We start from the raw sequence: 22,189 nt of genomic DNA, 5'->3' as shown, positions 1-22,189 counted from the left end.
AGGCGTCGCCTCCTCCGTTTTCTAAGAGTGTCCCCAGATTTTGGCTCTTATATGCCGGGTTACATTTGCGGACCCAATTTCTGCTCCTGCTCGCTCTGGAGCTTGTGGCCCTGGGCCAGCTTTTTTAGAGCCTCCCGCCGCCGCTGCTTGCTGTCCGTCCAGGTTCGCGGCACGGGCAGCGGCGGTACTTCGCCAATGCGCTCCAGATTCCTGCCGAGGGAAACCACATCCCCTGCCAGCTCTCTGGCCCGCTCCAGCTCGCCCAGCCAGCCCTCGGGCGGCTCCGGCGTGAGGGGAACAAAGCCCGTGGCCTGCCGGTGGGCGAACAGTTTCTCCAGATTCTCTTTCAGGTAGGTTTCGTCGTGAAGCTTGTTGTCCCGGCACTTCATCCCGTTGGGGCAGGTGTAGGTGATATACTTCCGGGTGTCGCTCCACTGCACCTGATAGCCCTCATACTCCATATTTTGAATGAAGCTCTCCCGGTCGGGGGAGTACAGCAGAGCTTCCTCAATGGCCTTGATGAGTGCAAACTTCCAGCTCTCACCCCGCTGGGCGGCGCGAAACTCGCCCGGTGCAAGCCGGCGCTTTTTCTTCTTTCCGTTATAGTGTTCCAGCACGGAGAACCCGTGAGCCTGGCAAATTTGGTCGTTCACCTGCCGCATTTCTTGGATGGAGGTAGGCGGCAGATGCAGTTTCTTTCCGTCTCTGAAGCTGACAGAGTTGACGACGATATGGGAATGGAGGTTGTCGGTATCGCTATGGGTCGCTACCACACACTCATACCCTGGGAACAGCTTTTCCGCCAGCTCGCGAGCAATCTCATTCGCCTGCCAGGGTGTGATGTTCTCACGCTCGGAGAAAGACTGGACAAAATGATAGAAACAAACGCCATCCATTTTCTTAAATCGCTGCTTTGTGGTCATCATTTCAAGGTAGCTGGTAACTGGCAGGCAGCCCACGCCGCTCGTCACCCTGGCTCCCTTAAAACGCACTTTTTTATCTTGCAGGACATAAGCCAGTGCACCCAGCATCCGCCCGCAGGACTGGTTCTTGCTCTTAATTCGGGTAAAGGTAGCCATTATTCCGCCTCCCCAATACGCCGCAGCTCCACACAGAGGTCGCCATATTTTTGAATCAACCGCTCGGCCAGCGCCGGATCTGACTGCCCCATGTGCATCCTCGTGACAAACTGATTGAGGTTTCGCCCTTGGGCTTTCATCTCCGCCAGCCATTCGTCCAGTCCCGTAATAATGGTGATCTTTTTATTCAAGGCGCAGGTTGTGAGATAGGCTGTGACAGTCATATTGGCCCGCTTGGCCAGTGCCTTTATTTTGTTCAGTTCAGCCGAACTGACCCGAAACGCATAGGTCTTGTCTTTCTGTTTCTTCATGTAACTCTCCTTCCGCGTTTTTTGGGGTGTGGGGCAGCGCACCGCCACCAGCGGCCGGCGTATAGCCGGACGCTTTGCTTGCCCCTCCCTGACGGGAGGGTTTCCGCATCCTTCACCCAATCGCGCCTATCAAGAAAAGGGCAGAAAAAGAAAAGAGTAGGGAAGCCCTGCTTGCAGGCTTTCCTACTACTCTTACACTTTTGGGTGACGGGATCATCGGCGGCCTATCTTATTTTTCCATGGTGTCGCTCCTCTCTGCTTTGGTACGCAGTCCATTAGGCCTCCATGGGGTGCAGGAGCCCCGCATATACCGTTTTCTCGCATAGGGGCGGTCACTCCCCAGCAACAGAACTCGGCGCACACGGGGCACTACAGCGGCCAACGCATTCTGCGTTCATTTCTTAACGACACCGTATAGACGAAATGTTCCTGTGCTCCACAAAATATTTTTAAACGCAAAAACTGCCCGCCGAAATGAATCGGCGGGCAGTCGTTACGCGCATTGCTCAAACAGTGTCTTTAACTTTTGCAGCCGCTTGGCAACAGCACTGTGGGTTTGATAACCGAGGCGCTGGGCAATCTCTTTTTGTGTCAATCCCTGCATTCGCATTTGCAGCAACCTTCTATCCTCCTCTGAAATACTACTCCAAAAATTTTTCTGCATGACACTCGTGGAGGCCTCCGCCTCGACATCGACTTGCGGGTCCGGTATTTGTAATGCGGCACTCCCCTCGTCCTCGCTGACAGCGTCCTGCAATTCGTCCAGAGAGGCCACCTCCATTTTTGCGCGGGTGTGATTCCACTTGCGGTCAAAATCCTGTGCGCGAAAATTCTGAGGCCTGCGATGATTAAAGTCCTCATTGGCCGGCTCCGCCTGAACCACTTCGGCCATTGTTTTATAGTCGGTGACCTGCATCAGTGTCTCCACCGCGCTGTGCAGGAGGTCATCAGCCTTTCGGTCCATATCTGGATTATCCAAATCAAACTGAGACAAAATCTCAGCGGCCCGTTCCGGGTGCTCCTCCAAAAGCTTGAGCACACCGCCCGCTGCCAGATTCTCCATGTTGTCCCGCAGAGCGATCAACGGATTGTCCTTGCCATAATAGGAGGAGGCGGATTTAAGCCCCATTTCGCGGGAGAGCGGTTCCCAGTGCTCGTCCATCAGGGACTTGGCGTGCTCCAGAAATTCTACGGCGTCGCCGTCCAATTTGTCATAGTCCAAATCGATGTAGGCGGCGGAAGAAAAATCGTTCTCCCGGAAGAAGGTGCGGAGCTCGTCCAGCGTGGGGATACGGTCAAGATCCAAAAGTGTTTTCTCCATGGCACACCTCCACTGTATCAAAACAAGACTGTAAGATTTTGTTAATCCATCTCTTGCTTTTGAAATGCTTGCTCAATCAGAGCCATAATATCATCTAACTGGTCAAGACTATCCATTCCGACCTCCACATCGCCGTTACCCCACCTGCCGAGTTCTGTAATATCCTTGCATAGCCCCTTTGGATCAATGACCTCAGAAAATTTCATATTTAAGGAAAGGCGGAGCCGGGATTTTTGAATGACAATATCCACAAAGTTTGTGTCCGCTTTATAGGCAACGTAGAGCTTCTTAAATTCTCGTTTTACAAATGTACCGAGATTGAAAATTCTCGTATTTAATTTCTCAAATAGCATTCTGTTATACGCATTTATTTGGTCGTAGCTATCGAGTGTGTATTGCTGCGGAGCCTCATTCTGCTTGCGGTACGTGGAAAGTTCTGTCTCGGTCAACGTCGGGAACGGCCAGACTTTTAGAGCCAGTTCTCCAAGCTTGTCGGCGCGCTCCGTTACTTGCTGCTCTCCCCAGGTTGACTGCATCACAACGTATTTATTCAGCCGGAGGGCGCTTTCCTTAAAACCGCCTGCCATATCAAGTTTTTCGGAGAAAGACGAGTCGCTCATTTCAGAGTTGTAAGCTGTCAGAGTTAGGTTCCCAATGGTATGCAGATACTTTTTCTGAATCTCGCTCCAGTCGCTGCCGAGCGCGGCGATCCACTCGGCGGACAGATGTGGATTCTGTGGAATAATGTGTTCGATTGTTAAGTTCTCCAGAGACACAACGGACTTATTATCCCAGTTCTCAAGCCGGCTGAGAATGTAGCGGCATCGGTTCATGTTGTAGATGTCCCTGGATAAGAATTCAGATAAAAACTGTTTATCAGTTGGGAATTCCTTATAGGAATCAAGTAAAACAAAGAAAGCCTTTACAGAGTTCAGGTAATCGTCCGTCCGAATATCATTCTTCATTGTGGCAAAAGTCTTGTTCAGTGAATTTGTCGGGATATTACACACAGCCCGGCGCAAGACATAGCTCACGCAGAGCTGCACAATTTCCCGCAGCTCGGAGGCGGTTAACAGGCCCTTTTTGCAATCCTCATGAACTTTCAGCAGGAATGGGTAGGCAACCTCCATACGGATTGCCCTCATGTCGCCGTACAGTGATTTTAGAATTTCGTCGTCACTTCTTACAAAGTACATATCCGAGTAGTACCTGGCAAAAGCGTATATATCCTGGCAAAGGTCGCGGATAGTCAGCCCGCTGCCATTATGGTAAGCGCGAAACTCCTTATAAATTTCGTTCTTTCTTGGAATTCTGCCGAGCTTCATGGTGAGGTAATCGCGGAAAAAGCTGTCCAGCACCTCGCTTTGGTGCTCATAATCAAAGAGCAATTCCGTCGGTCGCCAGATGTTGTTGTAAACGTCCGCCTGGGTTACGGAGTCCAGGCCCATCAGCAGGTGGTTGCGGATCAGGTCGGAGTCCTTTAAATTCATACCTGTGGAGTTCAGGCTCTCAAAGATCGCCTGTGGATCATCATACTGCCGGTCAAGGACGATATCTACGATTTGCAGTTTCCCGATGGCGTCATAAAGATTGGAGGGGGAGATTTCCAATCTGGTAATTTGCCCCGCAAAGAATTCATAATTGTCAAGCACGCGTGACTTGAGGGCGTCAGGGACCGGCGTTCCTTCGATCTTCTTGATCAGCGCGTCCCTGTCGGACTGCGTCAGGAGCAATTTATACTTGGCATTCCCTGCCTCGTACTGGTTTAATAGCAGTGTATCTGTAATTTTATTGGGGTTTACCCCACAGTCGGGATTTGTCCGTGCATAGTCCCGCAGGGCAATCAGCAGCAAGGTCAGCGTTGTAAGCCGCTGCTGCCCGTCTATGATCATGGCGAGGGTTGATCCTGCCGCCGAGTCCTCGTCAATGCGGACTATGGAACCGACAAAATGTCCCTCCCGACGCGTGTTGTGGAGATTGACAATGTCACTCCAAAGGCGGACGCACTGCTCCTGTCCCCAACTATAGGTTCTCTGATACAGCGGTATCAGGTATTGGCACGTCCCGCCGAGATATTTGTAAATGTTGCTTTTGAAAGCGTTCATTCCCACCGCCCCCTATTCATTGTCCGTCCACATCTCGCACTGTCCGATGACCGTGGCAATGGCGTCCTCCATACCCTCCGGCGGATATTTATATCTTCGCAGCAGTTTCTTGACCATGCGGCGCATTCCGGCACGAGCCGATTCTTTCTTCTGCCAGTCAATGGTACGGTTTTTGCGCAGCAAATCCGTGAGCTCGTGGGTCATCGCCACAAGCTCTTCGTTCTGATAGAAATCCTTCACCGTTTCGGGACGGGTCAGAGCATCATAAAATGCCAGCTCCTCACTCGTGAGGCCCATGGCGTTGCCCTGCGACTGGGCGTCCGCCATCTCCTTTGCCATCTTCATCAGTTCGGCGATGACCTCCTCATTGGAGAGCATCCCGTTAAGGTACGCCTTCATGGCGCGGGAGAGTAACTCAGAGAACTTCTCACTCTTAACCAGGTTTGTTCTGCGGTAGAGGGAAACCTGTTCAGCAAGCAATTTCTTCAACAGTTCGACGGCGAGGTTCTTTTCCTTCATCTTGGCAATTTCATCAAGGAACTTTGGGCCGAACAAGGAAAATCCGGTGTCCACGTCCGAAAATAGATTGATCACGCCCTCGCTTTGAATGCTCGCCTTCAATAATTCGTTGATGCGGGCATTGATTTCTTTCAAGGACAATGGCTTGCCTTCGCCGGTAATCCGGGTGAGAAGCGTCCGTACTGCTTCAAAATAGGCGGCTTCATAACGCTGCTGCGGTGTGAGGCGCGAGCGGCAGAGGGAAAGCGCCTGGCGCAAAAGCATGGCCTCTTCGATAAACGCCTCGCGCCGCTCTTCCTCCTCAACGCCCGACAGGAAGTTTGCGCCACCGCTGATCGCCTTGGCGCGGGAGAGGTCGGTTGCATTCTCCCGCATAAAACCGGAGTAGTCAAAACCGTGGAGCAAATCGCGGCAGACCTCCAGCTTTTCCATGAACTTCGGCAGGGCCGTTTTTGCGATGTCTGGATCGCCGTAGTTATTTTTATCGCGGTTGGTGTAATCGTTCATGGCCTGCTTCAACGCCGAAGCGATGCCGATGTAATCGACCACCAGGCCGCCCTCTTTATCCTTGTAAACGCGGTTGACGCGGGCGATGGCCTGCATGAGATTATGTCCCGCCATCGGCTTATAAACATACATGGTGGCGAGGGACGGTACGTCAAAGCCCGTCAGCCACATATCCACCACGATGGCAATTTTCATGGGGTCGCCATCGTCCTTAAAGCGCTTCGCCAGCTCGTCGCGGCGGTGCTTGTTGCCGATGATCCCGCGCCATTCCTCGGGGTCCTTGTTGCTCTCTGTCATGACCACACCGATTTTTTCGGCCCACCCAGGGCGGAGCTCCAGCAGCTTGCGGTAGATGTCCATAGCGATGGCGCGGGAATAGGCGACGATCATGGCCTTGCCCGTAAGCTCATACTGCCGGTTTTCTTCGTAGTGCTTGACGATATCCTCGCACAAGGCGGTTATGGTCTGCTCCGCGCCCAGGATCGACTCCATCCTGCCCAGTTCCTTTTTGCTCTTTTCGATGGCGTAGTCCTCGGCGTTCTGGGCCATGATGTCGTATTCGGCGTCGATCAGCCGCAGGACGTCCTGGTCCAGCTTGAGGTGGATGACGCGGCTCTCATAGTAAACGGGGCGGGTGGCTCCGTCCTCCACGGCCTGGGTCATATCGTAGATGTCGATGTAATTTCCGAAGACCTCAATGGTGGAACGGTCCTTGCTGGAAATCGGCGTTCCGGTGAAGCCTATGTAGGTGGCGTTCGGGAGACTCTCGCGGATAATCAGGCCGAAGGATTTTTGGATGCGGCCTGTCTTCTTGTCCACCTTTTCATCAATAAACTGGCTACGGTGGGCCTCGTCCGCCATCACAACGATATTTCGCCGCTCAGACAGGCAGTCCTCGGCCTCCTCAAACTTCTGTGCCGTGGTGAAAATAATGCCGTTCGCCTGCCGCCCCGCCAGCAGCTCCTTTAGGTGGGTGCGGCTCTCGGCCTGCTGCGGCACCTGGCGCAGGAAGTCGGCGCACTTGGCAAACTGCCCGAAAAGCTGGTCGTCCAGGTCGTTGCGGTCGGTGAGGACTACAATCGTGGGCGAGTTCATCGCATTCTGCAGCAAATGGGCATAAAAGACCATGGACAGCGATTTGCCGCTGCCCTGGGTATGCCAGAACACGCCGCCCCTGCCGTCCGTGGCGGTGGCGTTCACGGTGGAGGCGACCGCTTTTTTCACGGCAAAATACTGGTGGTAGGCGCCGAGAATTTTTGCATCGCCGGAGAAGCAGATAAAGTTTTTGATGATATCAAGCAGCCGCATCCGGTCGAACATCCCCTCAAGGAAGGTGTCAAACTGGGCGTACTGCGTGTTTTCGTAGCTGCCGTCCTTGGTTTTCCACTCCATAAAGCGGTCCTCGCCGGCTGTGATGGTTCCCGCCTTGGAGGTGGCGAGGTCGCTCATGACAAGGAATGCGTTGTAGATAAACAGGGATGGAATCTCCTGCATATAGTTCCGCAGCTGGAGAAACGCCTCGGAGGCGTCTGTCTCCTCGCGGGAGGGAGATTTCAGCTCAAACACCACCACGGGCAAACCGTTCAGAAATACGATCACGTCGGGGCGCTTTTCGCTGTTCTCGGTGATTGTCCACTGGTTGGCGACGGTAAAGGTGTTGTGCTCCACGTTTTCATAGTCCGCGAGATACACCAAGGCCGCCTGCTGTTCGCCCTTGTCGTAGTAGTTGACGGACACACCGTTTTGGAGGTATTCCATGAACTGGATGTTCTTCTGCAGCACCGTGCCGCCCTCAAAATTCCGCAGCTTGTAAACCGCCTCGGTCAGTGCCGCCTCCGGCAGCTTGGGATTGACGCGGCGCAAGGCGGGCAAAAGCTCGTCCATAAACAGAGGGTCGGCGTAGTCGCGGGCCACGTCGGGGCCATAGACATAGTTGTACCCCAACGTGTCGCGGAACACCTCGATAACCGCGTTTTCATAGTTGGCCTCGGTATATGCCATGGAAAGACCTCCTCTCGTTCTGGTACAACGCGCACAGGTGGTATACCATCATTTAGCGTCGTCGAGATCGGAAACGGACAGTTCGCCGGACATCAGGCGGGGTAGCAACGCGTCACGCAACAGGGACAGCTTGCGGCTCTCGACCCTATTGTTAATAATCTGTTCGTATAGTGGAGTGAGTAGGCCTCCAAGCTGGCGGTAGCTGTCCCCGTCAGGAATGATGACTTCGGCGTTTTCCAGGGCTTCCCGCTTAATGTGCCCCATTGTGGTTGCCTTGTCTGCCGCCATTGTTATAAACCGGGCGAGATGGTGACAAGTCCAGGCGTAGTAAAACCACTTGTCGTACTTGCGGGACGTAACCTTGAAAAGGTGTTGATTTAGACCACAGTCACCACCGCACCAGAAATCAACAAGGAGGCTACCAGACCATGAAAAAATCACATCGCCATCATGAACAATATAGTCAGAGCGGACGTTGGGTGAACAGAGCTCGCTTTGTGCATCACACGAGCCCTGCCGCAGTTCTTTAATTTTAAGGACAGGCATTCCCACCTCGCTTTCGGTAGGTCTAAACCGCTGCATTGCAAGGCCATTGAGGTAGTCGGCAATATCAGTGAGATGCCCGACTTGCCAATCGTCCGGCATCACTCCATCGAACGGCTCAAAATCCACGAACCACGATTTGAAAATGGCCTGCGCCATCTGCTCTAAATGATGATTTATCTTTTTGTTTAAAGCAATCCGAGCATCAAGGCATGAAAGCGTATCGGAAATAACTCGTTGGACTTCTATTGGGGGCAATAAAACAGGCATCCTTTTAAAATCTTTTAAGATTATGCGGGGAATTGCAGAGCCTGAACCATAATTGTCTCGCACATCTGCTCGAAAATCAGGCGTTTTTAAGGTATAGTATAGAAACTCTGGTATAACCTTGGCCATATTGCACCGAAGAATAGCAATAGAGGATAAGAGTGCCGGGCGTTCACTTTGCCTGTAAATCACTATATCCTCAAAGAAACGTGCGCCATCTTTACCTATCAATATATCGTTGTATTCCGGCACACAACCATTCTTTTCAAGTATCATATAGTCCTTTTCACTTATCTGGCGACAAGATGTAAAGTCAAAACCGTCATAAGTAAAGTCTTTGACTGAAACCATAAACTTGCCTGCGTCAACACTTTTGGGGCTAAAATGAGAGCCATCCGTAACTAATGAACAAATGTCAGAAATTGTACTTTTTATCCAATCAGACCTCATACCCAATCGCCCCCAGTCTTTTGCGAATCTCCTCCTCCAGCTCATGGGAACGCTTGAACATCTCCGACAGTTCCCCTGTCAGCCGCGTCATCTTCTCCTCAAAGGGTTCGCCGTCATCCTTCTGCTCCTCGATGCCGACGTAGCGCCCAGGCGTGAGGATATAATCCTGCCTGGCGATCTCCTCCATGGACACGGCGGCACAGAAGCCCTTTACATCCTCAAGCGTCCCATCGTCAAACGCCTGAAATGTGGCGGCGATTTTGGCGATGTCCTCCGTGGTCATCTCGCGCAGGCGGCGGTTGACCATCGTACCCATTTTGCGGGCGTCGATGAACAGCGTCTTGCCCTTTTGCTTCTTATTGCGGCTGATAAACCACAGCGAAACGGGAATCTGCGTGGTGTAGAATAACTGTGTGGGCATGGCGACGATGCCTTCCACCAGATCGTCCTCCACGATCTTTTTGCGGATGTCCCCCTCGCCGCCGCTTTGGGAGGACAGGGAGCCGTTGGCCAGCACCATGCCGATCTTGCCGCCCGGCGCAAGGTGCCAGATCATGTGCTGGAGCCACGCGAAGTTGGCGTTTCCCGCAGGCGGCAGACCGTATTTCCAACGGGGGTCGTCGTTCAGCGAGCCGTCGTTCCAGTCCGAGAGGTTAAACGGCGGGTTTGCCATAATAAAATCCGCTTTTAGGGTCTTATGCAAGTCGTTGTGAAACGTGTCGGCGTTGTAGCTGCCAAGATCGGCTTCAATCCCGCGGATGGCAAGGTTCATGATCGCCATTTTGCGGGTGGTCGGGTTGGCGTCTTGCCCGTAAATTGAGAGATTTCCAATATTTCCGGCGTGGTGGCGGACAAAATCCGCCGACTGCACAAACATACCGCCCGAGCCGCAGCAGGGATCGTAGACCCGCCCCTGGAACGGCTGGAGCACCTCCACAAGCGTCCGCACCACACAGGACGGCGTAAAAAATTCTCCCGCGCGCTTTCCTTCTTGCTCGGCAAACTTTTGAAGGCAATACTGATAGACCTGTCCAAGAATATCCTTCTCCGCCCCATGCTCCACCATCTGGATGTTGGTGAACAGGTCGACCACATTCCCGAGACGGCGCTTGTCCAGCTCTGTACGGGAGTATGTTTTGGGAAGGACGTCCTTCAGCCGTTTGTTCTCCTTTTCGATTGCCCGCATGGCGTTGTCGATGACCGTGCCAATCTCCTCGGTATGGGCAGCGTCGGCAATTACTTTCCATCGGGCTTCCGGCGGCACAAAAAACACATTCACCTCTGTGTAGGCGTCCTTATCCTCCACGTCGTCGTCTTCATCGCGCAGTTCCTGAAAACGGGCGTCAAACTGGTCTGAAATGTATTTTAAGAAGATCAGCCCCAGAACCACGTGCTTATATTCGGCGGCATCCATGTTCCCCCGCAGGATGTCCGCCGCCGCCCAGATCTGCTCCTCAAAGCCGATGCTCGCTGTATTGTTGCTTCCGTTTGCCATAAAAAGTCCTCCGCATCATTCGCCGCCGACCTTCACAACTGCCTGCCAGCGATAAAGTTTTTTCATGGAAATATGTATTTCTGATGCTTATTACAAAATTATACAGGATAAGCAGCAAAAGCACAAGCTCGTTTGCTCTTTATGTGATATGGAAAAAGGCCCGTCAGGGAAAGCATTTACTTTCCCTGACGGGCCTTTATGTACCCCTATATCCCCGCCCGTTTTGCCAGCTCCAGCATGGCAAAGCAGTAGCTCTCCCACTGTGTCCGTGTTATCAGCAGCGGATCGCCCTCCCTGATACGCATTGTTCGCCGGATTTCCTTGGGGATGACCACGCGTCCCAGGTCATCGATACGCCTTACAATTCCTGTGGCTTTCATCCGAATTGCTCCTCCTTGTTCTATCTGAAAATATGGTATGTTCGGCAAGGTTATTATTGACTGGCAAAATCGGATTTATGTGGAAGGCTTCGACGGATTCGCAGGAATCTTATGGCACGCCAAAAGTCCAAAAAATACGGGCGGCCATTCGGCCGCCCGCTGCGGGAAAAACGCGTAAACCGTTTCCGGTCAGACGTCCACGCCGAGCCACATTTTGACGAGCAGCCCGACGACGAAGGAGAGCGCCGCGACGCCCAGCGAGATGCAGGCCATCTCCGCGAAGCGGCGTTTGAAGGGCAGGTCCTTGGCGACGGCGATATAGTAGTTGAAGATGACGATGATCAGCACCACGACCGCCAGCATGGTGCCGAGCGCGAACAGATAGCCCTTGGGCGGAAAGAGCAGGTAGGGCAGGATGAGCAGCGCCACGGTGACCAAGTAGGCGATGCCGGTGTAGACGCAGGATTTGAGCGCGTCCTTGCGGCCCTCGCTCTTGGCGGAGAGAAATTCGCTCGACGCCATTGAGAGGGTGGCGGAGATGCCGGTGATCAGCCCGGACAGCGCGATGATCCGCGTGTTCTGCATCGCGAGGGTGAGCCCCGCGAGGGTTCCGGTCAGTTCGACGAGCGCGTCGTTGAGCCCGAGCACCATCGACCCGACGTACTGGAGCCGTTCCTCGTCGAGCAGGTCCATCAGCGCCCGTTCATGCGCGTCCTCCTGCGCCATGACCTCGGCGCTCTCGGGCACCTCCGCGGCCAGCGCGGCGTAGTCGTGCTGCGCCACGTCCTCCCGGTTCTCCATCAGCTTGATCGTGAAGGTAAAGCCGAGCACCCCTGCAAGCAGCTTGCGCCACCACACCTTCAGGCCCTGCGGTTTTATCTCCTCGCCGGTGTATTTTTTCCAGATATTGCAGTGGACGAGCTCCTCCTCCGCCAGCCGGTTGAGCACCTGCTTGTTTTTCCCGTCCTTGAGGCGGGACGCGATCGCCTTATAGGTGGCATACTCGGTAATCTCGGTCTGCTGCATCACGCGGATCGCTTCCAGCGCTTTTTGTGAAATTTGGGTATCCCGCTCCTTTTCCATCAAAACATCCCCTTCCGTCACATTTTTATCCGGTTATCATTGTCCCCTATTTTAACACGTTTTTCTCATCCATACAAATCCAAATCACACAATCAACGGCCACTCATAGTATGAATCGAGGGGGTCAACACCCCAACCGTTTTGGTAAAGGAGAAATTCGGATATGGTACTCAAACCCGATATGGGCGCATACGCGGTCCAGGTGCAGGACCCGTGCTGGCCCGACGTGATGCCCGCCCTGTCCATGACCTATTCGCCATGGCAGCAGTGGGGCCCCGTCTATGAGGCGGAAGTGGGACTTTCCCGCGGAACGATCTTCCCCGGGCTCGACAAACCTTTTTTAGAGGGGGCGTGTCCTTGTGTGTGAACGTCAGAGGCTTTTAAAGCAGATCCAGATGCATGACTTTGCGATTACCGAAGTCGTCCTCTATTTGGACGGTCACCCCACCTGCCAGCCCGCTCTGGCATACTACGAGAAACACAAAAAACTGCGCGATGAAGCGGTTGCGCTCTATAACCAGCAGTTTGGGCCGCTGACCATGCGTGAAAACTGCAACCCGAACAGATGGACATGGGTGGACGATCCGTGGCCCTGGGAAATGGAGGCTTAGTACATCATGTGGTTATACGAAAAGAAACTGGAATACCCCGTTAAGATCAAACGTCCCAACCCCGCGCTGGCCAAATTCATCATCAGCCAGGTCGGCGGCCCCGACGGTGAAATGGGCGCCGCGACCCGCTATCTTCAGCAGCGCTATTCGATGCCCTACGCGCAGGTAAAAGGCATGCTCACCGACATCGGCACCGAAGAATTGGCTCGTAGTTTATATCAATGTAAATGCAGCTGAGAGGCGGCCCGCTGTCGAAGTTTACACCATGCGAATCTCTATGCGACAAGCCGGGACACGGGTACCCCCAGCGCCCTAGCGAGGCTTTCGATCACGTCCGATGTGGGATTTGCGGTTCCGCACTCGATTGCGCTGATCGTGCGCACGCACACCCCCGAAGTAAATGCAAGCCGTTCCTGCGACCATCCCAATTCCAATCTGCTCATTCTGACATTCACTCCGATTGTCGTTGACAACATGACGCGTTCCCTTTCTGCGGGCCGCCTCGTTCGATTCTACTATAATGTGTATGGCCTGCCAACACTTTCCGCTTGTTTTCGCGCCCGGTTCATCCTACAATAAGAACATACGTTCCGATTCGAGGAGGTGACCCGATGGACCGCACGATTTTACACTGCGACTGCAATTCCTTCTATGCGTCGGTGGAGGCGCTCCACCGGCCCGCCCTGCGCGAGAAACCCCTTGCGGTCGGCGGCGACGTCGAGCAGCGCCACGGCATCATCCTCGCCAAAAACGACCGCGCCAAACGGTATGGCGTCAAGACCGGGGAGGCGCTCTGGCAGGCGCGGCAGAAATGCCCCGGTCTGGTCATCGTCCCGCCCGACTATCCGCTCTACCTGCGGTACAGCAGGCTCTGCCGGGAAATCTTTATGGAGTACACCTCGCAGGTGGAGCCCTTCGGCATCGACGAGGCATGGCTCGACGTGAGTGGAAGCACCGGCATTTTCGGCGGCGGGCCGCAGATCGCGGAGGAAATCCGCCGCCGCATCCGGTTCGAGCTGGGAATCACCGTCAGCATCGGCGTGAGCTGGAACAAGATTTTCGCAAAGCTCGGCAGCGACTACAAAAAGCCGGACGCGGTCACGGTCATCAGCCGGGACAACTACAGGGAAATCGCGTGGCCCCTCCCCGCCTCCGACCTGCTGTATGTCGGCCCGGCTACCAGCCGCAAGCTGGCGTCCCGGCAGATCACCACCATCGGCAGGCTTGCCGCCGTCGATCCCGCGAACCTGCGCAGGTGGTTCGGCAAGTGGGGCGACGTACTCTGGGCGTTTGCCAACGGCGAGGACCGCGCCGCCGTCGCGGAATTCGACGAACTGGCCGTGATCAAATCCATCGGCAACAGCTGCACCACCCCCCGCGACCTCGAGGACGACGGGGACGTCGGACTGGTCCTGTGGGTGCTGGCCGAGAGCGTCGCCGCAAGGATGAGGGAACAGGGGTTCGTGGGGCAGACGGTGTGCATCAGCGTCCGCGACCGCGGTTTGCAGAGCTTCACCCGGCAGCGGAAGCTACCGCGTCCCACCTGCCTGTCTTCTGAGATCACCGCCGCCGCCATGGAGATTTTCCGGGCAAACTACCGGTGGGATGAACCGGTCAGAAGCATCGGCGTCTCGGTGACGGATTTTTCGCACGACGATATCCCGGTGCAGCTCGACATGTACGACGATTATCAAAAGCGGGAGGACCTGGCCGAGATCGAGCGGACGGTCGACGGCCTGCGGCGGCGGTTCGGCAACGGCTGCGTGCGGCGGGCAGCCCTGCTGCAGGACACGGACCTGACCGGCTTCGACCCGAAGGCCGACCACATCATCCATCCGGTCGGATATTTTTAAAGGAGACGCTGTGCAATGAACGATCTGGCGCGTAAGGTCTACGTGCGTGTCAACGCCACCTTCGGCACGGACGGAAGCATCTCCCCCGAGGTTATCGAATGGGAGGACGGGACACAATATCAGGTGGAACGCGTCCTCGATGTGCGCCGCGCCGCGTCCATGCGGGCGGGCGGCAGCGGCATCCGTTATCAGGTGCGGGTCGTGTGGGACACGCCCGAAGGGCAGCCCGCATACGCCGTCAGCTACGTCTGGCGGGAGGACGACAATAAATGGTTTGTGGAGGCGAAGAACTGATATGTGCGGACGGTACAATTTCAGTCAGGAAGAGAGCGACGAAATCCGGGAGATCGTCCGGGAGGTCGAGCGGCGGCAGCGCGGGGAATTCAAGATGGGTGAAATCTACCCGACCAACGTCGCCCCGGTGCTCGTCGCCGGGGACGACCGACCCGTGCCCGAGCTGCTGGCGTGGGGGTTCCCGCGCTTCGATAAAAAGGGAGTGGTCATCAACGCCCGCGCCGAGACGGCCCCGGACAAGCCGATGTTCCGCAAGTGCCTCGAGCAGCGCCGCTGTGTGATCCCGTCCACCGGCTTCTACGAGTGGGCGGCGGACAAGACCAAATACCGCTTCCGCCTGCCCGGCGAGGATGCGCTTTACATGGCGGGACTTTACAACGAGTTTGCCGGGGAACCCCGCTATGTCATCCTGACCACCGCCGCGAACGAATCCATTGCCGACGTCCACAACCGGATGCCGGTGGTGCTCCCCCGCGCGAGAATCGCGGAGTGGATCGGCGGCCTCGGGGCCGCGATGGAGATCCTCCGCGCGGTTCCGCCAATGCTGGAACGGACCGCCTCATAAATCAATCCTCCCGCAAAAGCGGGAGGATTTTTGATATTCATCCGGGTAAAATATGCCCGAGGTGATCGTATGGCAGTATCCCACAAAGGCGCTATCAGCTTCGGGCTGGTGCACATCCCCGTCGGCCTGTACACGGCCACGCAGGACGTCGACGTCCGTTTCAACCAGTTGTGCAAGGACGATATGAGCCGGGTGCGTTACAAGAAGGTCTGTGCCTCCTGCGGCAAGGAGATTAACAGCTCGGATATCGTCAAGGGCTTCCAGTATGAGCCGGATAAATACGTGGTCGTCACCGACGACGAGTTTGAGCGCATCAAAACCGAGAAGGACAAAAGCATCCAGATCCTTCACTTCTGCGATCTTTCGAGCATCCGCCCCATCTACTACGACAAGACCTACCACGCGGTCCCTGAGACGGGCGGGGAAAAGGCGTTCGAGCTGCTCCGCCGCGCGATGAGGGACGAGAATAAGGTGGCGATCGCAAAGACCGTCATGGGAAACAGCGAGACGCTGCTCTGCATCATCCCCACCGACGACGGCATCCTGATCGAGACGATGTTCTACGCCGCCGAGATCAAGGAGCTGCCCAAGGAGTTTACGCATCCGGAAGTCAGCGACGCGGAACTGACGATGGCCAAGACGCTCATCGGTTCGATGGAGAAGCCGTTTGAACCCGCCGCTTACAAAGACGAGTATCAGGAACGCCTGCGCGACCTGATCGCGAAGAAGATCGCCGGCCAGGAGATCGTCGCCACCGCAGCGGAGCAGCAGGGCAACGTCATCGACCTCATGGACGCGCTCAAGGCGAGCATTGAACAGGCCGAGCCTCCCGCAAAGCCGAAGCGCGGCAGGCCGAAGAAGGGCGCGTAATGGATATCTTCGACGAGAAGGACGTCAAGCCGATGCTGATCGGCGCCGATGCGGAAGCGTTCGACGACCCCGATTTCCTCTACGAATTGAAGCTGGATGGCGAACGGGCGATCGTCTATCTCGACCCAAAGCACGGAACCGAGCTGCGCAACAAGCGCAACAAGCGGATGCTCCCGATCTTTCCCGAGCTGTCGGAACTCCACCGGCAGGCGAAGGGCCGGTGCATCCTCGACGGGGAATACATCGTTCTCAAAGACGGGAAGCCGAACTTCTCCGAGGTGCAGCGGCGCTCGCTCATGTCCAATCCCTTCAAAATCAGGCTGGCCGCCGACAAGCTGCCGGCCTCTTTTGTCGCGTTCGATATCCTCTATCTGGACGGGGCGCAGCTCACCGGCCTGCCGCTCACCGAACGCAAGGACATCCTGCGCGGGACGGTTTCTGAAAGCGGGCGCATGGCGGTTTCGCGCGTCGTCGAGCGGGGCGGCGTCGAGCTGTATAAGCTCACCGAGCGGGCGGGGCTGGAGGGCATCGTCGCGAAGCGCCGGGACAGCCGGTACTATCTTGACAAGCGGACAAAGGATTGGATCAAGTGCAAGAACCTGCTGGACGACGATTTCGTCGTGTGCGGATACATCCGCAAATCCGACCACATGACGAGCATCGTGCTGGGGCAGTACGACGGCCCCGCGCTCGTCTACAAGGGCCATGTGACGCTTGGGGTGTCCGGGGAGGATTTCCGCCGCATCGAGGCGCACAATACCGTCGCCGCGCCCGCTATGGAAGTACCGGCGGGCCACGGAAACGAACAGGCGGAGTGGATAACCCCCGACCTCGTATGCACGGTGAAGTTCATGGAGCGGACCGCAAACGGAGGGATGCGGCAGCCGGTGTTCAAGGGATTGCGCGACGACAAAGCCGCTCATGAATGCAAAGTGGTAAAATGAAAGCCGCCCCGAAGGGCGGCATGTTTTCACTCTGCGTTAATGGTCAACCCAGATTCGTTGCACTCAAAGCTATTGACCTTCAAACCGAGCAGGTACTCGGTGATGTCACTGCCCAACTTAAAAGCATAGCGGTTTGTGCTAACATACTTCTTTTTGGTTCCACCACGGTCATGGATCGTGGTGTGCTGCCCGGGGTACAAATGACATTTGCTTATAAGCTCTCTTACTTTCATCGTCTTATCCTTTCTGCCCTCGTAACCTCCGGGGCGGGTTGTCTTGTTACTGGTGGTCTGGCTCCAGCCACTCCTCGCGGCTCCCGTCGTCGCAGACCTTGATATGCTGCTCCCATCCGTTGTCCTGATAGATGATGATGTGCGTGCCGTCTGGTTCCGTTATTGTGCGCTTGTAATCCATGGTAATCTCCTTTTCTGCCCTCGTGACCTCCGGGGCGGGGTGAACTTTACTGTTCTTCGTTGACAACCCATTCGATGTAGCGGACGCAGTTGATGGAGTCTACCGTGATTTTCAGCAGGCGGCTGTCTCTGCGGTCCTTTTCGATGTCGTATTTTCCACAGGCGTTGTGTTCTCCGATGAACCAGCCCTGCACTTCCACGCCAAGATGGAAAAGCCGCACATCGCCTCTAGTGTACCAATCACCGGTGTCAACCTCGAACTCAATTTCTGTTGCGCAGGGTTCGCCGTCCCATGTCTTACCATATTGGGTGCCGTTGATATGCCCGATGAACTCTCTCATAGCATCAATCCGATCAGCGCGGAACTCCTTGAGCCACGCTTGAAGCATTTCCACTTCTTCGGAGGCTTCTTTGTATTCCGCCTCGAACCCCTCCTTTGGCTCCGTCATTGAATAGTTCGCAGAATAGCACATGAGGTTATGCGAGGCCATCTCCAGACGGTTTCTTAAAAACTGCTCTCTTTTCATTTTCGTGTCCTCCTCAAATTATCAATCGTACTGCCCTCGTTCCTCCGGGGCGGGCTTGTATTTCATCGTGCGGTCTGATATAATAGAAGCAAGGCAAGGGGCTTAGTTGGTCGTGCTACTGGGTCTTTGCTATGCGGTTAGTTGTTAGCGCAACTGGCCGCTTTATTTTTTGCCTCTTGCCAGAGCCTTTGCCGATCATCCTGTGGGAGCCGGTCAAACTCTTTGCTCGTCACGGGCCATCCTCCTTTCATGGCCCCTTGCCTTACCTCTTGTCTATATTATACTACTGATATCAGTAATTGCCTATTGACAAAACACCGAAATACTGATATCAGATTTGTGTATTTTAGTGATATCAGTATCGGCGCGAATGTGCTATAATAGCTTTGAGGTGATAAACATGGTAGATAAGCCCTATGTTGTAGATGGCCAAAGGTTATCAAAGGATGATTATAACCGGCTAAAATTTGATCGCTTTCTTCTTACGGTTGAAAAGGGAAAGGGCGACATAATAACAGCCTATGCCCGAGCGAGGGGCATGAGCCGAAACGAGTACATCAATAAGCTGATCGACGAGGATATGAAAACAGCGGGGCAGCAACCGGAATAACCAGAAGCCGCCCCGTTTTCTTAACCCATCACACCCGCAAGCAAGGTGACCATCGCTCCGACAATCCCGCCCGCAATCGTCGACACCACCGTGGTAAAAATGGTCCGTTTCATGGTGTTCCACTGCTTCGCGGGCTGCATCTCAAGTGCCGTGAGGCGCTCACCCTGTCTGACCTGTTCATCCGTCATCTGTCGCATATTCTGCGCCAGCAGTTCAACCGATGTCGCCAGCCTCTGTACCGCCTCGGTGTTTTCCTCGAGCTTATCCAGCCGCTTGCAGTTGGATTTACTGCGCGCTTCCGTTTCGATCACCCGGCGCTCGATGTCGTCCATGCCTACACCCCCAGCATCTTCTTTAACTTTTCGATTGCCTCCCCGGTTGCGTCGTGAGCGGCTTGCAAGGCTGAGTAAGCGGCCTTCAGCTCTTCTGTCGGGATTCTTACCGTCTCTTCCTCCGGGGCCTCTGCGGGCTTGTCCTGCGTGCTGGGCGGTGTCCATCCGTTGAGCCGGTGCGCCCGCATGATCCCGGGGTAATCCCGGTAGCACTCGTTGATATCCACCGGCACGCTGATCCCCGGGCACGTCCCTCCGCCTGTCCGCTGCCACATGCCATACACTCCCTGGTAGGTGCAGCAGGGCGCGTATTGCGCCACCCACTTGTCATAGGCGGTAAGCTGCCCCGCGTCCACCCAGTAATCGAGCCAATCCTTCGAGGCGTACAGCCCCGCATAATAACCCGCGTCCTGGAGCACGCCCAAAAACGCCTTTGCCATGTCGGTGCGAAGCTGCTTTCCCCTACCCACGCCCCAAGCGTTGCCGCAGGGGGACTCGTATTCCTGGTCCATGTACACCGGGTATGTGGGGCGGAGGCCGTCAAGCACCTTGACGAATGCCCGCGCCTCCGTCCCGGCCTCGTCAACCGTCACCGCATCGCTCCACCAGTACGCGCCCCAATCGAGACCGGCCGCGAGTACGGCGGGGAGATACCTGCCCTTGAAGGTTTGCATCTCCCGCAGCCCTTGCCCCGCCTTGATGATCACATAGCTGTAGCCCGCCGCCTTGACCTTGGTAAAGTCGATATCGCCCTGGTGGGACGAGATATCAATCCCCCGTGCGATCACATCAGCCATTGCCCGCCTCCGTATCCTTGTGCGGCGTCTCGTAGGTCATGGCCCTCACGCTGTCGTTCACGCCTGCGGTGGTCGGGTCGGTCAGGGCATTGAACACGCTGACGAGCACGGACACCACCACAACGGGATTCTGTACCGCGCGCAGGAGCACGCCGCCGATCGACGCCCATGTCGTCATGTCCTCCCACGCGAGGCCGAAGTATGCGAGGATGGGCAGGACGACGGCGCAGGCCATCTGCGCCCACCAGAGCGGGTTCTTGATTCGGACTGTCCAGTTGATTTTCATATGTAGCAGCTCCTTTCACATGTGCCGCCAAAGGGCGGCATTTTTGCGTTATTCTGCTTCCTTCCACCACCGCTCGTCCGTCCCCGGTTCGGTGGTGTTCGCGTCGATCTGGCTGATATAATGCTTACCCTTATGGGACACTTTCGACCCCTTCGGGTATGCGTCCGTGCTCCCGGCAGGCTGCCGCCACTCCGGCCACTCGACCGCCGGGTCGTCGATGCGCACCCACAGGCTCGGGGCCGCGTCGGGCGTCCAGCTCTCCTGCGAGGTATGCGCCGTCAGGCACCTGTACAGAAGTTCGCCATACCGCACCCGGTCGCCCACGGCATAGGAAGCGCCGCCCGCGTCCCACACGGGGAAGAGCTCGGGGGACTTTACCGCCGCCTCGTCCGTGGCCGTCGCCGCCGTCTGCCGGTATCTTGCCATCGTGGCCGCCGCCCTCTCCGCATACATCACTGACCGCCTCCTTCGTAGATATCAATTGCCGCCCGCATGTCCGCTTTCTCCGGGTCGGCGGCCCCCGCCCGGATTGCGTCCGCCTGCGCCTGCGTGATCCACCCGACGGCCACGCAGTTCTCGGTGATCTCCGGGTCGCCCTCTGCGGCCCCCATCCCGTCAAGCTGCTTGTCCGTCAGGTAGCGTTTGCCATACCTCCCGCTGATCTCATCGTAGGTCATGTCGTTCCTCCTTCCGCCGCCGCGTGGAGCACTGCGGCTGTGTACCGCTGTTCTGCCGCCGCGAGGGCCAGCTCCCGTCCGGTGATCTCCCGCTGCAAGCCCGTGGGGCTCTCCTGTGTGGCCTTTGCCATGTAGGGCAGTGTCACCGATGTGGGGTGATGCCGGATACGCCGCCCGTCGAGGGTGTAGACCGTGAGATACCGTCCGTCGTCCTGTTGGATGCTCACCGCTCCCGCGAGCAGGGCCGCGATTTCGGCGTCGGTGATCTCGCGGTCGAAGGTCAGGGTAATTGCCGGGTGCCAGAGGGCGTCTGTCACGCCGTCCTTGTAGGCCGTTGGCGCGTCGGTGAGGGTCGCCGGGATGGTGGTCCCGGTGTTTGTGTAGATCATGTGGATGCCTCCTTAAAGCAGATCATAAGACCCGTCCGCATTGGGCTCAGTTTTTACCAGTGTAGATTTTGGGAGATTGAGCGCGGGTACAATCCAATTACTCGTACTTGTCGAACCGGATTGACCGCCGTTCAGTACCGCCCCTCCGTCCGAGGTGACTACGCAGCTGTAGTATTTTCCCGATGTCGATGTCGGTCCGAGGTTTCGTGTGTAATATGTTTGTCCTCTTACGCGCTTCGCCTTCGCCGCCGAAGCATCTCCAGAGAAATAGTCAATAAGGGTGCCGTTTACCGGATCACTGGATGACCAGTTCGCTGCAATCTCAGTGCTCGATAAGAGGAATGCGCGAAATGTCCGGTCGGCAGTTACGTACGAAGACCATCTTGAAGTGGTGGGCATGATTTTATCCGCGCAGGCAAGCCGGTCACTGAAAGCGTCCAATGCCGTATTAAGTGTATCAACCAGATTGCTATAGGTGGTTGATATCTTTTCATATACAGCGGTTCCCCATAACGTCACTGAATCTGCGGGGAACCCGGCATGATCCATCGTAATCAAGACACCTTGGAAGTAGCCTGCGTCCGTGTATGGCAAATTGATTACCGTTTCTGTTGGCATGTCCCCCAAGTACTGCCCCGCCCTCGGTGTCGCCGCCGCCGTGGCCCCCTCCAATGCCGTCTGGTATCCGAATTTGCCTTCCACGAATAACCGCACGCCGTATTCGGTGTCGTTGACGAGGCCCGAGATCATCGCCGTCACGAGGGAATCCCCGGTCATGAGCACCCGCACCCCGTCATACGGATGCGCCGGTACTCCCCCGGCCTTGCAGACCGCCCACACTCTCTTGCGCTGTGCGTCCTCCGTGAGGCTGCATTGTACGTTGATCGTTTCCGGGGAGGTCGTCGCAACGAAGTCCGTCACCGGCTCCGACAGGGTTAAGACGTTGTAGTTTGCCATCAT

Annotated in this window: 26 protein-coding genes and 2 pseudogenes; 9 read left to right on the top strand and 19 right to left on the bottom strand. The window is 55.9% G+C overall.

What is annotated here, in order from left to right; translation table 11 throughout:
* Positions 1-59: 59 nt before the first annotated feature.
* The 9 genes and pseudogenes from C1A13_RS03325 to C1A13_RS03290 form a co-directional block, all read right to left on the bottom strand.
* Positions 60-1,079: a relaxase/mobilization nuclease domain-containing protein gene (locus tag C1A13_RS03325; RefSeq protein ID WP_172439147.1), complete on the bottom strand. Its 1,020-nt coding sequence runs from the start codon at positions 1,077-1,079 to the stop codon at positions 60-62.
* Complete coding sequence (locus C1A13_RS14820) at positions 1,079-1,390, bottom strand: plasmid mobilization protein (protein ID WP_172439146.1); 312 nt, start codon at positions 1,388-1,390, stop codon at positions 1,079-1,081. The genes C1A13_RS03325 and C1A13_RS14820 overlap by 1 nt, the downstream gene beginning before the upstream one ends.
* A 493-nt stretch (positions 1,391-1,883) precedes the next feature.
* On the bottom strand, positions 1,884-2,711 hold the full coding sequence (locus tag C1A13_RS03320; protein ID WP_101549079.1) for a hypothetical protein: 828 nt from the start codon (positions 2,709-2,711) through the stop codon (positions 1,884-1,886).
* Positions 2,712-2,752: 41 nt separating this feature from the next.
* Entirely contained in the window at positions 2,753-4,816 is a 2,064-nt protein-coding gene (locus tag C1A13_RS03315) for a DUF262 and DUF1524 domain-containing protein (protein ID WP_101549076.1), read from the bottom strand.
* A 12-nt stretch (positions 4,817-4,828) separates the two neighbouring features.
* Entirely contained in the window at positions 4,829-7,843 is a 3,015-nt protein-coding gene (locus C1A13_RS03310) for a type I restriction endonuclease subunit R (protein ID WP_101549074.1), read from the bottom strand.
* Positions 7,844-7,891: 48 nt separating this feature from the next.
* On the bottom strand, positions 7,892-9,103 hold the full coding sequence (locus C1A13_RS03305; RefSeq protein ID WP_101549073.1) for a restriction endonuclease subunit S: 1,212 nt from the start codon (positions 9,101-9,103) through the stop codon (positions 7,892-7,894).
* Positions 9,093-10,598: a type I restriction-modification system subunit M gene (locus tag C1A13_RS03300; protein WP_101549071.1), complete on the bottom strand. Its 1,506-nt coding sequence runs from the start codon at positions 10,596-10,598 to the stop codon at positions 9,093-9,095. Before C1A13_RS03300 ends, C1A13_RS03305 begins: the two co-directional genes overlap by 11 nt.
* Before the next feature lie 272 nt (positions 10,599-10,870).
* A pseudogene (locus C1A13_RS15080) lies at positions 10,871-11,002 on the bottom strand (AbrB/MazE/SpoVT family DNA-binding domain-containing protein); the annotation flags it as partial.
* A 165-nt stretch (positions 11,003-11,167) separates the two neighbouring features.
* Positions 11,168-12,061, bottom strand: a complete 894-nt coding sequence (locus tag C1A13_RS03290; RefSeq protein ID WP_101549069.1) for a VIT1/CCC1 transporter family protein — start codon at positions 12,059-12,061, stop codon at positions 11,168-11,170.
* A 163-nt stretch (positions 12,062-12,224) separates the two neighbouring features.
* Here C1A13_RS03290 and C1A13_RS03285 point away from each other — a divergent pair, with 163 nt between their 5' ends.
* From C1A13_RS03285 to C1A13_RS03275, 3 genes and pseudogenes are all read left to right on the top strand, one after another.
* Complete coding sequence (locus tag C1A13_RS03285; protein ID WP_101549067.1) at positions 12,225-12,428, top strand: spore coat associated protein CotJA; 204 nt, start codon at positions 12,225-12,227, stop codon at positions 12,426-12,428.
* Positions 12,421-12,672: a spore coat protein CotJB gene (locus C1A13_RS03280; RefSeq protein WP_101549065.1), complete on the top strand. Its 252-nt coding sequence runs from the start codon at positions 12,421-12,423 to the stop codon at positions 12,670-12,672. The genes C1A13_RS03285 and C1A13_RS03280 overlap by 8 nt, the downstream gene beginning before the upstream one ends.
* Positions 12,673-12,678: 6 nt before the next feature.
* Positions 12,679-12,879, top strand: a pseudogene (locus C1A13_RS03275) (manganese catalase family protein); the annotation flags it as partial.
* 68 nt (positions 12,880-12,947) lie between these two features.
* On the opposite strand, the gene C1A13_RS15240 reads toward C1A13_RS03275, so the two are convergent.
* Positions 12,948-13,148: a helix-turn-helix domain-containing protein gene (locus C1A13_RS15240; protein ID WP_101549062.1), complete on the bottom strand. Its 201-nt coding sequence runs from the start codon at positions 13,146-13,148 to the stop codon at positions 12,948-12,950.
* Between the two features lie 135 nt (positions 13,149-13,283).
* On the opposite strand from C1A13_RS15240, the gene dinB reads away from it, so the two are divergent.
* The 5 genes from dinB (at position 13,284) to C1A13_RS03245 (ending at position 17,198) form a co-directional block, all read left to right on the top strand.
* Entirely contained in the window at positions 13,284-14,525 is a 1,242-nt protein-coding gene (gene dinB, locus C1A13_RS03265; protein WP_101549060.1) for a DNA polymerase IV, read from the top strand.
* A gap of 15 nt (positions 14,526-14,540) precedes the next feature.
* Positions 14,541-14,819 (top strand): hypothetical protein, encoded by a 279-nt coding sequence (locus tag C1A13_RS03260; protein ID WP_101549058.1) that lies wholly within the window; start codon positions 14,541-14,543, stop codon positions 14,817-14,819.
* A gap of 1 nt (position 14,820) precedes the next feature.
* On the top strand, positions 14,821-15,384 hold the full coding sequence (locus C1A13_RS03255) for an SOS response-associated peptidase (RefSeq protein WP_101549056.1): 564 nt from the start codon (positions 14,821-14,823) through the stop codon (positions 15,382-15,384).
* 69 nt (positions 15,385-15,453) lie between these two features.
* Complete coding sequence (locus tag C1A13_RS03250) at positions 15,454-16,254, top strand: Ku protein (protein WP_101549054.1); 801 nt, start codon at positions 15,454-15,456, stop codon at positions 16,252-16,254.
* Complete coding sequence (locus tag C1A13_RS03245; RefSeq protein ID WP_101549052.1) at positions 16,254-17,198, top strand: ATP-dependent DNA ligase; 945 nt, start codon at positions 16,254-16,256, stop codon at positions 17,196-17,198. Before C1A13_RS03250 ends, C1A13_RS03245 begins: the two co-directional genes overlap by 1 nt.
* Positions 17,199-17,477: 279 nt before the next feature.
* On the opposite strand, the gene C1A13_RS15185 is transcribed toward C1A13_RS03245, so the two are convergent.
* Positions 17,478-17,612: a hypothetical protein gene (locus tag C1A13_RS15185; RefSeq protein WP_278277662.1), complete on the bottom strand. Its 135-nt coding sequence runs from the start codon at positions 17,610-17,612 to the stop codon at positions 17,478-17,480.
* A gap of 46 nt (positions 17,613-17,658) precedes the next feature.
* On the bottom strand, positions 17,659-18,138 hold the full coding sequence (locus tag C1A13_RS03235) for a hypothetical protein (RefSeq protein WP_101549047.1): 480 nt from the start codon (positions 18,136-18,138) through the stop codon (positions 17,659-17,661).
* A 400-nt stretch (positions 18,139-18,538) separates the two neighbouring features.
* Here C1A13_RS03235 and C1A13_RS03230 point away from each other — a divergent pair, with 400 nt between their 5' ends.
* On the top strand, positions 18,539-18,748 hold the full coding sequence (locus C1A13_RS03230; RefSeq protein WP_101549045.1) for a hypothetical protein: 210 nt from the start codon (positions 18,539-18,541) through the stop codon (positions 18,746-18,748).
* A 20-nt stretch (positions 18,749-18,768) separates the two neighbouring features.
* Here the strand turns inward: C1A13_RS03230 and C1A13_RS03225 are convergent, their stop codons facing one another.
* Genes C1A13_RS03225 through C1A13_RS03195 form a run of 7 tightly spaced genes read right to left on the bottom strand, consistent with a single transcriptional unit; the run spans position 18,769 to position 22,186 of the window.
* Complete coding sequence (locus C1A13_RS03225; protein ID WP_101549042.1) at positions 18,769-19,080, bottom strand: hypothetical protein; 312 nt, start codon at positions 19,078-19,080, stop codon at positions 18,769-18,771.
* A 2-nt stretch (positions 19,081-19,082) separates the two neighbouring features.
* Positions 19,083-19,877 carry a glycoside hydrolase family 25 protein gene (locus C1A13_RS03220; RefSeq protein ID WP_101549040.1) on the bottom strand — a complete coding sequence of 265 codons (795 nt, stop codon included), beginning with the start codon at positions 19,875-19,877 and terminating at the stop codon, positions 19,083-19,085.
* Positions 19,870-20,163 (bottom strand): phage holin, encoded by a 294-nt coding sequence (locus C1A13_RS03215; RefSeq protein ID WP_101549038.1) that lies wholly within the window; start codon positions 20,161-20,163, stop codon positions 19,870-19,872. Before C1A13_RS03215 ends, C1A13_RS03220 begins: the two co-directional genes overlap by 8 nt.
* 48 nt (positions 20,164-20,211) lie before the next feature.
* On the bottom strand, positions 20,212-20,616 hold the full coding sequence (locus C1A13_RS03210; RefSeq protein ID WP_101549036.1) for a carbohydrate-binding protein: 405 nt from the start codon (positions 20,614-20,616) through the stop codon (positions 20,212-20,214).
* Entirely contained in the window at positions 20,616-20,840 is a 225-nt protein-coding gene (locus tag C1A13_RS03205; RefSeq protein ID WP_101549034.1) for a hypothetical protein, read from the bottom strand. The genes C1A13_RS03210 and C1A13_RS03205 overlap by 1 nt, the downstream gene beginning before the upstream one ends.
* Positions 20,837-21,229, bottom strand: coding sequence for a hypothetical protein (locus C1A13_RS03200; protein WP_101549032.1), 393 nt, complete (start codon positions 21,227-21,229; stop codon positions 20,837-20,839). Before C1A13_RS03200 ends, C1A13_RS03205 begins: the two co-directional genes overlap by 4 nt.
* A gap of 12 nt (positions 21,230-21,241) precedes the next feature.
* Complete coding sequence (locus C1A13_RS03195; RefSeq protein WP_101549030.1) at positions 21,242-22,186, bottom strand: DUF6273 domain-containing protein; 945 nt, start codon at positions 22,184-22,186, stop codon at positions 21,242-21,244.
* Between the last annotated feature and the right edge of the window lie 3 nt (positions 22,187-22,189).

It is taken from the genome of Anaerotruncus massiliensis (ex Togo et al. 2026) (genome assembly GCF_900199635.1).
In the GTDB taxonomy this organism is placed as follows: domain Bacteria; phylum Bacillota; class Clostridia; order Oscillospirales; family Ruminococcaceae; genus Anaerotruncus; species Anaerotruncus massiliensis.
This window is presented reverse-complemented; position numbering and strand designations above follow the sequence as displayed.